Source organism: Streptomyces sp. NPDC029164 (genome assembly GCF_055563995.1).
Window position 1 is genome coordinate 1 of record NZ_JBVHWW010000017.1, and the last position, 9,368, is coordinate 9,368.

Genomic DNA, 9,368 nt, shown 5'->3' on the forward strand with positions numbered 1-9,368 from the left:
TCTACATGCTCCTCCCCCTAGCCACCACCCCCCCCCTGGGGGGGGGGGGGGGGTCCCCCCCCCCCCCCCCCCCCCCCCCCCCCCCTCCCCCGTGGCGGGTCAGGCGAACGGGCCGCCGAACGGGCCGGCGGGACCGTAGTAGAGGCCCAGCTGCTCGCGGTAGTCGGCGTCGCCGAGGTGCTTGTCCCGGTGGAACTCCGGGGAGTCCTTGATCTGCTCCTTGGTGTGCTCCACGTGGATCGTCCGCTGCTCCGGGTCGATCGAGATCACGGTGCTCGCCGGCAGGAGGACCTCCTTGCCGAAGATCCACACCCCGGTGTCGACGACCAGGTAGGCGTCACCGACCTCGTCGGAGTGCTTGTCGACCTTGCCGATGCTGCCGTCGACCGCTTCGACCTTGTAGCCGGTCAGATCGGTACCGGCCAGGTGGCCCGACGTCGACTTGTAACTCCACACATGCTCGGTCACGTGAGAACAACTCCTCCGGTGAGTGAAAGGATCAACCAACTTCTTGAAGCGCGTATGCCCCGGATCTCCCGATGCGCACGTACGTCTTCCGCTTCAACCGCGCTACGGGAAAAGGCGGATGGGCCAGGTGCGGGGATGGGCCAGGTGCGGGGATCGCCGCGTGCGCGGCGTCCCCTCATGGCCCGGCAGGAGCTCGCGGGCCGTCGACGCCCATGGCCGCCGTGATCTGCAGCGCGCTCTTGACGGTCGCCTCCTGGTGGATCGCGAACATCATGGCGCGGGCCGAGTCGGTGTAGTCGGCGCCTCGGAGCAGGCGTTGGACGAGGTCGCTGCCGGTGGCGACCTTGCCGGGGGCTCCGATCCGGACACGGTCGCGCAGCCCGGAGCCGACGAGGGCGTTGTGGACGGTCATCAGGCCGTCGTCGAGCGACTGTCCGACGTGGTCGGTGAAGTCCAGGGGAGCCGCGCCGGTGCCGCCCTCCGCCCCGTCGACGACGATGAAATCGGGGGTTACGTCGGCTTCCCGCATGGCCTTGCACACGGCGAGGAACTCGCGGCGCGAGCCGACGCACAGCTTGAACCCGACCGGCTTGCCGCCGGCGAGGTCGCGCATGCGGGCCAGGAAGCGCACCAGCTCGCGCGGGGTGGAGTACACGCGGTGCAACGGCGGCGAGACGACGGTCTCCCTGCGGCACACCGCGGACCCGCGCGGTCTCCGCGTTCACCTTGGCACCGGGCAGGACGCCGCCGACGCCCGGCTTGGCGCCCTGACTGATCTTCAGGGACACGCACTTGACCTGCCCTGCTCAACGTCTCGGCGATGAGCTTCGGCTCCCTCTCCGCCAACGCCGTCGCCCTCAACACCAGCAGCAGCAACGGGCCGGCCACGGCCCACCACCAGGGCGAGACCAGGGCGAGAGCAGGACGGCGGCGCCCGCGGCGCCCCCACTTGTGTCCCGACGACCGCGCGCCACGCATTCCCGGGGCTTCCTGTCGCGCCCGGGCGCAGGGGGCGTGGTTCATCGGGTTCATCACCCCCTGCCGGCCTATTTCCGGGCTCGCGCGGCGCGGGCAGTTCCGGCGGCGTCCCACAGGGACGTCTGTCCCGGCAAGGGCGTCTGCCCCGGCGCGGGCGTCTGCCCCGGTGCCGCGTCCAGCACGACGCGCGGCAGGGCGTCCGGGTGCTTCTCCACGAGCCAGGCGACCAGTTGCTCCCGTACGGCGCAGCGCAGCGTCCACAGGTCGTCGGGGTCCTTGGCCGTGACGATGACCCGCACCACGATGGTGGAGGGCGTCGTCTCGGTGACGGCGAGGTCCCAGCCGCGGCCGTCCCACTCCTTGCAGGTGTGCAGGATCTCCTCGGCCTTGTCCCGCATGAGGTCCACCGGTGCCCGGTGGTCGCAGTGGAGGAAGACGGTGCCGGTCATCTGGATGCCGCCGCGCGACCAGTTCTCGAAGGGGCGGGTGGTGAAGTACGAGACGGGCATGGTGATGCGGCGTTCGTCCCAGGTACGAACGGCGAGGAAGGTGAGGGTGATGTCCTCGACGACCCCCCACTCGCCCGCGACCACGACCGTGTCGCCGATGCGCACCATGTCGCCGAAGGCGATCTGGAAGCCCGCGAAGAGGTTTCCGAGGGTGGACTGGGCGGCGACGCCGGCCACGATTCCGATGATTCCGGCGGAAGCGAGCACGGAAGTGCCGAGTGCGCGGAAGCTCGGGAAGGTGACGAGCATCGCGGCGAGTGCGACGACGGCCACGAGGACCGTCACCACCCGCATGATCAGGGTCACCTGGGTGCGGACGCGGCGCAGCCGGGCCGGGTCGCGGGTGGAGGTGGCGTACCGGGCGTACCCCGACTCGACGACGGCGGAGGCCACGGCCACCAGCAGCCAGGCTCCCGCGCCGATCAGGGTGAGGGAGAGGACCCGGCCCACGGCGGCGGCGTGGTCCTGTAGCGGTGGCCAGGCGATCTGCCGGTGGGCGCCCCTGAGCAGCGCGGCGAACAGCACGATCAGGAGGGCGTTGCGGCATCGGCGCAGCAGGTTCCACAGGGGCGTCTCGGGATGACGTGCGTCGGCTCGGCGCAGCAGCAGGTCGACGACCCAACCGGCGGCGAGGGTGAGCAGAATCGAGCCGCCCAGGACGGACAGCACACGAAGAGCGCTGTTCATATCTCCTCAACGGATGTAGGTGACATGGACGTTCACGCCCCTGCCCCCTGGGAGGGAGCTGACACAGGAGGGTCCGAAGCGGTTCCCTTCCCGTTCTCCGCGGTACGGCGAATCCGGCCGGAGCGGCCGCTCATGTTCCGGCCGGCACGGGGAATACGGCCGTCACCGACCGAAAGGGGCACGGACATGCTCGGCATCACCGCCGCAGTGCTGTTCTTCATCGCGTTCCTGATCAACGCGGCCAGCATCGGCACGAACGAAGTGTTCAGCTCCACCAATTTCACGCTGATCGGTCTCGCCGCGCTCGCGCTGCACGTCGCGGGCATCGGCCACGGGTGGGCGGCCCGCGGACGGGGCCGGGTCCGCAGGCGGCGCTGACCCCGTGGCCGGCGCCAGGCGAGAGCCGACGGCCGACATCGCGGGAGAGCGGCCCCGCGGTACGCAGGAGCCCGGCCGCGTGATGGCGGGGGGATGCCACCACGCGGCCCGGGTCCGCTGGGGAACCCGCGCCGCTCACCGTCGCGGGCTCCCATGACCACCCTTATGGCCGGTCTCCATCGGCTCAAACAGCGAGCGCACTTTTTTTCTCGGAGAGCGCCGGCGGTCCCGCACACCGGGGAGTGGAAGCCCGGTCTCCGGGCAGGCGCGCCGTCGACGGAGATCCCTCCGCGCCCGGGACCGCAGGGGTGGAGGGGTGTCACGGTTCCGATCGAAGGAGTTGTTTCGCATGACGGAGAACGTCTGGGCCTACCGCGTCGGCGTCGACTACCTCGCGGCCGACCTCACCGGCTACGGGGTCGAGGCGCTCGACGGCGGCATCGGCAAGGTCGACAAGCACTCCGACGAGGTCACCGACGCCTATCTGGTCGTCGACACCGGCGTGTGGATCCTCGGCAAGGAGGTCCTGCTGCCGGCCGGTCTGGTGACCCGCATCGACCACGCGGCCGAGAAGGTCTACGTGGACCGTACGAAGGACCAGATCAAGGCCGCTCCGGAATTCCACCGGGACGAACACCTCGGGAACGCGGACCATCGCAAGGCCCTGGGCACGCACTACCTCTCCGGCATGCCGTTCGGCGTCCCGCCCGCCTGACGGGATCCCCGGCGTGCTCTCACGGCTTACGTTTGCGGGGCCCGATCGGGGTCAGACGCGGAGAGCAAGGCATTTCCCGCACCCTCAGGGAGTGATCAGCTGTGTCGAGCAACGAGAAGGGCCGGGCCAAGGCCGAACAGGCCAAGGGCAAGCTCAAGGAGACGGCCGGCCGCGCGGTGGGCAACGAGCGAATGACCGCTGAAGGCCGCGCCGAAGGGGCGAAGGGCGATGCCCGCCAGGCCAAGGAAAAGATGAAGGACGTGTTCAAGCGGTGACCTGACCACACGGCGGCCACCACGGATGCGCCTCGGTCCCGAACCCGTAGGGGGTTCGGGACCGAGGCGCGTCCCGCCCCCTGAGCTCACTCCGGCGAATCGGCCGACTCGGCCGCCACGATGCCCAGCAGTCCGGGAAACCGCTGCTCGATGTCGGCCCGGCGCAGGCTGGCCATGCGGCTGTTCCCCCGGTCGACCTGGCGGATCAACCCGGCCTCGCGCAGCGCGCGGAAGTGGTGCGTGACGGTCGCCTTGGAGACCGGCAGCCCGAAGGAGCTGCACGTCCGCGCCGCGCCCTCCGGTTCGGCCGCCAGCTCGCGCACCACACGGCGGCGCAGCGGATCCGCCAGCGCGGAGAGTACCGGGCCGAGCTCGATCTCCTCGACGTCCGGATGGCCTTCACCGTCGGGCATTCGGGACACCTTCCTTGAGGTATGGATTGCATCGTACCTACGAGTTCGATAGCGTACGGAAGGTACGAGATTGATTGTACCTATCGGGGGAGAACCCAGCATGTCCCAGCCGTTCGCACTCGTCGGCACCGCACGCCCCATACCGGAGCGCGCCGAGGAGCTGAAGGAACTCCTGCTGTCGTTCGTCGAGCCGACCCGGCAGGAGCCCGGGTGCCTGGAGTACCACTTCCACGAGGATCGCGACGAGCCCGGCACCTTCGTCTTCTACGAGGCCTGGCGCTCCCAGGCCGACCTCGACGCCCACCTCGCCCTGCCCCACATGCAGGCTTTCCGGGAGCGGCGCATGGACTATCTGGAGACGGACCTCGACATCCGTTTCCTCACGATGCACAGCCCCTACTAGGACCGGTCAGGCCGGGGTCGCCGTTACCGGCCCCGCCACCCCCGGTGCGGTATACCTCCTCTGGGGCTCACCCGGGCCCGCGAAGGGAGTGGTTGCCGTGGAGCGCACGACGTGCTGCGTGGTGGGAGGCGGGCCGGCCGGAATGGTGCTGGCGCTGCTGCTGGCCCGGGCCGGTGTGGAGGTGACGGTGCTGGAGAAACACAGCGACTTCCTGCGCGACTTCCGCGGTGACACCGTCCACCCCAGCACCCTGTCGCTCCTGGAGGACATCGGCCTCGCCGAACGTTTCGCCCGGCTGCCTCAACGCCGCGTGACCACCGTGCAGCTGCCCCTCGGACCGGACCGGTCCCTGGTCACCATCGGGAACATCGGGGCGCTGCACGGGAAGTACAACTACATCGCGATGGTGCCCCAGTGGGACCTCCTCGACCTGCTCGCCGACGAGGCGCGCCGTGAACCGTCGTTCCACCTGCGCAGGGACACCGAGGCGACCTCCTTCCTCATCGAGCGCGGCCGCGTCACGGGCGTGCGGTACCGCTCCGCGGACGGCAGCACCGGCGAGCTCCGGGCCACCCTGACCGTGGCCTGCGACGGCCGCGGCTCACTGGCCAGGGCGCTGCCCGAGCTCGGCCTGGAACACTTCCCCTGCCCCATGGACGCCTGGTGGTTCCGCCTGCCGCGCCACGAGGGCGACCCCAGCGGACTCGTGGGCGGCCTGGGCGACCGTTTCTTCACCGCGCTCATCGACCGCGGCGACTACTGGCAGTGCGCCGCGCTCATCCCCAAGGGGACCGACGCCGAGCGCCGCGCCGAGGGGCTGGAGCGCTTCATGACCCGCTTCACGGACGCCGCCCCGTGGCTGGCCGACCGAAGCCACGCGCTCACCTCCTGGGACGAGGTGAAACTGCTCGACGTACGGCTCGACCGGCTGCGCCGCTGGCACCGCCCCGGGCTGCTGTGCATCGGCGACGCCGCCCACGCGATGTCACCCGTCGGCGGCATCGGCATCAACCTCGCCGTCCAGGACGCGGTGGCCGCCGCCCGCCACCTCGTACGGCCGCTGCGCGAGGGCACCGTGGGACTGCACGACGTACGGCGCGTCCAACGCCGCCGCTGGCCCACCACGGTGGCGACCCAGGGCCTCCAACGCCTCGCCCACACCCAGGTCATCGAGCCGCTGCTGGCCGGCCGCACCGCGTTCGGCAATGCCCGACGGGCCAAGCGGATGACGGAGCTGATCACCGAATCCCGGTGGCTGAACCGGGTCCCGGCCTACTTCATCGCGTACGGAGCCCTGCGCGAGCGCCCGCCGAGGGAATCGCTGCGCTGAGCTGGGGGGGCGGTCCCCGCTGACCACGGCCGCCCTACGGATCGCAACGCCCGGACCCCGACGGCGCTGAACCCCTCGACGGCATCAGGCGGTTGAACAGCCACCGCGGCATCGCCTGCGGTGGCTCAGCCGGAGCCTCATCGCCCGGATATCCGAACCACCGGATCACCCGGACTGCTCCTCCCCCGGCTCACCGCCAGGGTGTCCACTTTGCTCCCGCCCCGACTCGTTGCCGGGATCCTGGGCCCCCTCCTTGCCCGACCCCTGGCTCGGCGCGTTCCCCGGGCCGGTGCCGGTGCCGGCGCCCTGACGCGGAACCGGGTCCTTTCCGGGCTCGTTCCCGGGTCCCGTTCCGGGAGCGTTGCCGGCCCCTTTGTCCGGGGCTTTGCCCGGCTCCTGGCCGGACTCTTGACCGGGGTCCTCACTTGTGTCGTGGCCGGGCTCGTGACCGGACTCCGGAACCTTCCCGGGAGCCTTGTCCGGGCCCTGGCCCGACCCCTTGCCCGACCCCTTGCCGGACTCCTGGCCCGACTCCTGGCCCGACTCCTGGCCGGGCATCTTCGCCGGATCGCGAGCGGGCCCCTTGTCCGGCTCCTGGCCAGGCGCCTTCCCCGACTCGTTGCCCGGCTCCTTGCCGGGAGCCTTGCCCGGGTCCTCGCCGGACTCCCGACCCGGAACCTTGCCCGAGTCCTTGCCCGGTGCCTTCTCGGGGGCCTTGTCCGGGTCCTGACCGGGCTCCTTGCCGGGCTCCTTGCCGGGCTGTTCGCCCGACTCCTGACCCGGCACCTTCGCCGGATCCTTGCCCGGCTCCTTCCCGGGTTCCTTGTCCGGCACCTTCTCGGAGTCCTTGCCCGGGTTCTCGCCCGACTCCTTGCCAGACTTCTCCACCGGCTCCTTGCCGGATTCCTTACCCGGGTCCTTCCCCGAGTCCTTGCCCGGCGGCTTGCCGGGAGTCTTGTCCGGCTCCTCGCCAGGCGCCTTCCCCGGGTCCTGTCCGGCCTCCTTGCCGGGCTGTTCGCCGGACTTCTCACCCGGCGCCTTCGCCGGGTCGTCGGCTGGCTCCTGGCCGGGCTCCTGAGCCGGCTTCTTCACCGATTCCTTGGCAGGGCCCTTCCCCGGAGCCTCACCGGGGTCCTGATCCTTGCCCGGCGCCTTGTCGGGGGCCTTGTCCGGGTCCTGGCCGGGTGTCTTGCCCGGCTCCTCGCCCGGTGCCTTCACCGATTCCTTGGCCGGTGCCTTCCCGGGAGCCTTGCCCGGGTCCTCGCCGGGCGCCTGACCCGGGGCCTTGCCGGGGTCCTGGCCCGGTACCTTCCCCGAGTCCTCGCCCGGCTGCTGGCCCGGCTTCTCGCCCGGGGCGAGGGTCGGCGCCTTTTCAGGGGCCTGGTCCGGGACCTCGCCCGGGGCATGGCCCGGCGTCTGGCCCGGGACGTTGCCCGGCGCGTTGTCCGGGTGCCGGCCGGGGGCGGTCCCGGGCGTCTGGTCCGGCACCTGGCCGGGGGCGGTCCCCGGGGGCCGGTTCGGCGCCTGACCAGGCACGTTGCCGGGAATCCGGTCCGGGATCTTGTTCGGGCCCGAGTCCTCGGGTGTCCGGACCGATGCCGGGTGGGCCGCCGGGAGGACCGGGTAGGCGGAGCCGGGGGTCTGGCCCTTCGGGGGCGGGACCTCGCGGTCGTGCCGGCCCTGCGCCGCGCCGCTCGGGCGCTCGTACCATCCCTTCCGGTTCTGGTCGAAGACCGTGACCGTGTTCACCGGCTTCACGGCCGGCTTGACCGCGACGAGGCCGGAGGACCGGAACGAGGACCACCTCTCGCCGCTGTACGTCTGCCCGCCCCTGACCGCGACGGGCGGGTTCAAGGGGTTGCCACACGCGCAGCGGACCCTGGGCACGCCACGGCCGTCGACCAGCACGGACGTGCCGGCCTGCAGGACCGCCTGGTAGCTGGTGGGCGCGCCGTTCCGGTACCCGTGATTGGTGACCCGCGTGTCCCAGCCCAGCCGGACGGGCGTCAGCGACCGCAGGTACGAGGGAATCTCGGGCTGCCGGATACCCAGCGATCCGGAGAACGCCCTGCCCTTGTCCGGGTGCCGCGTGAGGAACCGGACCTGTTTCCCGACGTCACAGCTCGCGACGTTCCGCGTCCCCCCGTACAGGCCCGGATACCCACCGTCGACCTCGAGGGTGCGCGCACCACCCGCCGCACCGCCCGCCGTACGCGCAGTGCTCGCGCCGTCCTTCGCCTTCTCGCCGCCGGTCATGGGCGTGGCCTTGGCGACGCTCTCGGCCTGTGTGGCCGTCGACGGGGTGAACGGGTCGGGCCCGGCCTCCGGAGCGGCCTGGAGGAAGACCTCGCCGCCCGCCGCGGTGTTCCCGCCCAGCACGGTGAAACTGAGGACCACCGCGGACACCACGGCCACCGCCGTGCTCATGCTCAGCACGGCCCTGCGCGATCGCCACCTGCGCATCCGCCCGCCACCCGACGGCGGCGGCGAAGACCCGGCCGAAGAGACCGGAAGGGGCCCCGACGGGGGTCCCGAGGGAGGCGGAGGCCCTGATGGCTGCCGAGGGGGCGGCGGGGGCGGTGGTTCCGCATGTGCGCCCCGGCCCGACAACGGGCCGGGCGGCGGGCCGGTGGGGCGCTCGCAGGAAGGAGGCAGGGAACTCATGACACTCGCCCCCGGACACAGGGCAGCGGGTAGACCATGGTGACTCGCATGCGCTCACTCCTTACGAACCGTCAACGCCTCCACATCTCGGAGGTGGAACCCGGACGTCTCCAGCGACACCGCTGTCGACGAGGACCCACCCAGTACGCGTGCGTCCGTCTCCTGAGTAAGCCCGCTCCCCCGCATCACGTCATGCCGCGAGCTTTCGGGACTTGACAAGCGAGGGTCCGCGCCCTGTTACGACAGCGGCAGCCGGCGGGACCGGCCCGTGCGCGCCGACGGGTCCGTGGCTTCCTCCAGGAGCACGCGCACGCGCGTGAGGCGCTCGGCCGGCTCGGAGACAATTCGTGGGCCGCTGTCCCGGTTTCGGAGGGGATGGTTCGCCGCCGACGCGGGCGCAGGCGGCGGCTGGGACCCTGGGGGGGGGGGGGGGGGGGGGGGTGGGGGGGGGGGGGGTTGTGGGGGGGGGGGGGGGGGGTGGTGGGGGGGGAGGGCGTCACCGTGTGGTATGCGCTGGCGGTAGGGGGGGTGACGTTCAGAGTGCCGCG

Annotated in this window: 9 protein-coding genes and 1 pseudogene; 5 read left to right on the plus strand and 5 right to left on the minus strand. The window is 71.7% G+C overall.

What is annotated here, in order from left to right; translation table 11 throughout:
• Positions 1-99: 99 nt before the first annotated feature.
• The 3 genes and pseudogenes from ACZ4VT_RS17805 to ACZ4VT_RS17815 all read right to left on the minus strand — a co-directional run bounded on the left by ACZ4VT_RS17805 (position 100) and on the right by ACZ4VT_RS17815 (position 2,642).
• Entirely contained in the window at positions 100-468 is a 369-nt protein-coding gene (locus ACZ4VT_RS17805; protein WP_467950640.1) for a PRC-barrel domain containing protein, read from the minus strand.
• Positions 469-664: 196 nt separating this feature from the next.
• Positions 665-1,265: pseudogene (locus ACZ4VT_RS17810) on the minus strand (glutamate synthase-related protein); the annotation flags it as partial.
• 249 nt (positions 1,266-1,514) lie between these two features.
• Complete coding sequence (locus tag ACZ4VT_RS17815) at positions 1,515-2,642, minus strand: mechanosensitive ion channel family protein (protein ID WP_467950642.1); 1,128 nt, start codon at positions 2,640-2,642, stop codon at positions 1,515-1,517.
• 186 nt (positions 2,643-2,828) lie between these two features.
• On the opposite strand from ACZ4VT_RS17815, the gene ACZ4VT_RS17820 reads away from it, so the two are divergent.
• From ACZ4VT_RS17820 to ACZ4VT_RS17830, 3 genes are all read left to right on the plus strand, one after another.
• The gene (locus tag ACZ4VT_RS17820) at positions 2,829-3,020 is read left to right on the plus strand and encodes a hypothetical protein (protein ID WP_030719819.1); all 192 of its coding nucleotides are present in this window, start codon (positions 2,829-2,831) and stop codon (positions 3,018-3,020) included.
• Positions 3,021-3,369: 349 nt separating this feature from the next.
• Positions 3,370-3,735: a PRC-barrel domain containing protein gene (locus tag ACZ4VT_RS17825; RefSeq protein ID WP_467950644.1), complete on the plus strand. Its 366-nt coding sequence runs from the start codon at positions 3,370-3,372 to the stop codon at positions 3,733-3,735.
• 101 nt (positions 3,736-3,836) lie between these two features.
• Positions 3,837-4,010 carry a CsbD family protein gene (locus ACZ4VT_RS17830; protein WP_467950646.1) on the plus strand — a complete coding sequence of 58 codons (174 nt, stop codon included), beginning with the start codon at positions 3,837-3,839 and terminating at the stop codon, positions 4,008-4,010.
• A gap of 86 nt (positions 4,011-4,096) precedes the next feature.
• Here the strand turns inward: ACZ4VT_RS17830 and ACZ4VT_RS17835 are convergent, their stop codons facing one another.
• Positions 4,097-4,423 (minus strand): ArsR/SmtB family transcription factor, encoded by a 327-nt coding sequence (locus ACZ4VT_RS17835; RefSeq protein WP_467950648.1) that lies wholly within the window; start codon positions 4,421-4,423, stop codon positions 4,097-4,099.
• 100 nt (positions 4,424-4,523) lie between these two features.
• Here ACZ4VT_RS17835 and ACZ4VT_RS17840 point away from each other — a divergent pair, with 100 nt between their 5' ends.
• Complete coding sequence (locus tag ACZ4VT_RS17840; protein ID WP_467950649.1) at positions 4,524-4,826, plus strand: putative quinol monooxygenase; 303 nt, start codon at positions 4,524-4,526, stop codon at positions 4,824-4,826.
• A gap of 97 nt (positions 4,827-4,923) precedes the next feature.
• Positions 4,924-6,156, plus strand: a complete 1,233-nt coding sequence (locus tag ACZ4VT_RS17845) for an FAD-dependent oxidoreductase (RefSeq protein WP_467950650.1) — start codon at positions 4,924-4,926, stop codon at positions 6,154-6,156.
• A gap of 165 nt (positions 6,157-6,321) precedes the next feature.
• Here the strand turns inward: ACZ4VT_RS17845 and ACZ4VT_RS17850 are convergent, their stop codons facing one another.
• A complete protein-coding gene (locus ACZ4VT_RS17850; protein ID WP_467950652.1) occupies positions 6,322-8,583 on the minus strand; it encodes a DUF6777 domain-containing protein in 2,262 nt (753 codons plus the stop codon).
• Positions 8,584-9,368 lie beyond the last annotated feature (785 nt).

Excerpts from the sequence above, each read along its gene's own strand:
- ACZ4VT_RS17815 (WP_467950642.1), bottom strand. The coding sequence starts at position 2,642 with ATGAACAGCGCTCTTCGTGTGCTGTCCGTCCTGGGCGGCTCGATTCTG.
- ACZ4VT_RS17820 (WP_030719819.1), top strand. The coding sequence starts at position 2,829 with ATGCTCGGCATCACCGCCGCAGTGCTGTTCTTCATCGCGTTCCTGATC.
- ACZ4VT_RS17825 (WP_467950644.1), top strand. The coding sequence starts at position 3,370 with ATGACGGAGAACGTCTGGGCCTACCGCGTCGGCGTCGACTACCTCGCG.
- ACZ4VT_RS17835 (WP_467950648.1), bottom strand. The coding sequence starts at position 4,423 with ATGCCCGACGGTGAAGGCCATCCGGACGTCGAGGAGATCGAGCTCGGC.
- ACZ4VT_RS17840 (WP_467950649.1), top strand. The coding sequence starts at position 4,524 with ATGTCCCAGCCGTTCGCACTCGTCGGCACCGCACGCCCCATACCGGAG.
- ACZ4VT_RS17850 (WP_467950652.1), bottom strand. The coding sequence starts at position 8,583 with ATGAGCACGGCGGTGGCCGTGGTGTCCGCGGTGGTCCTCAGTTTCACC.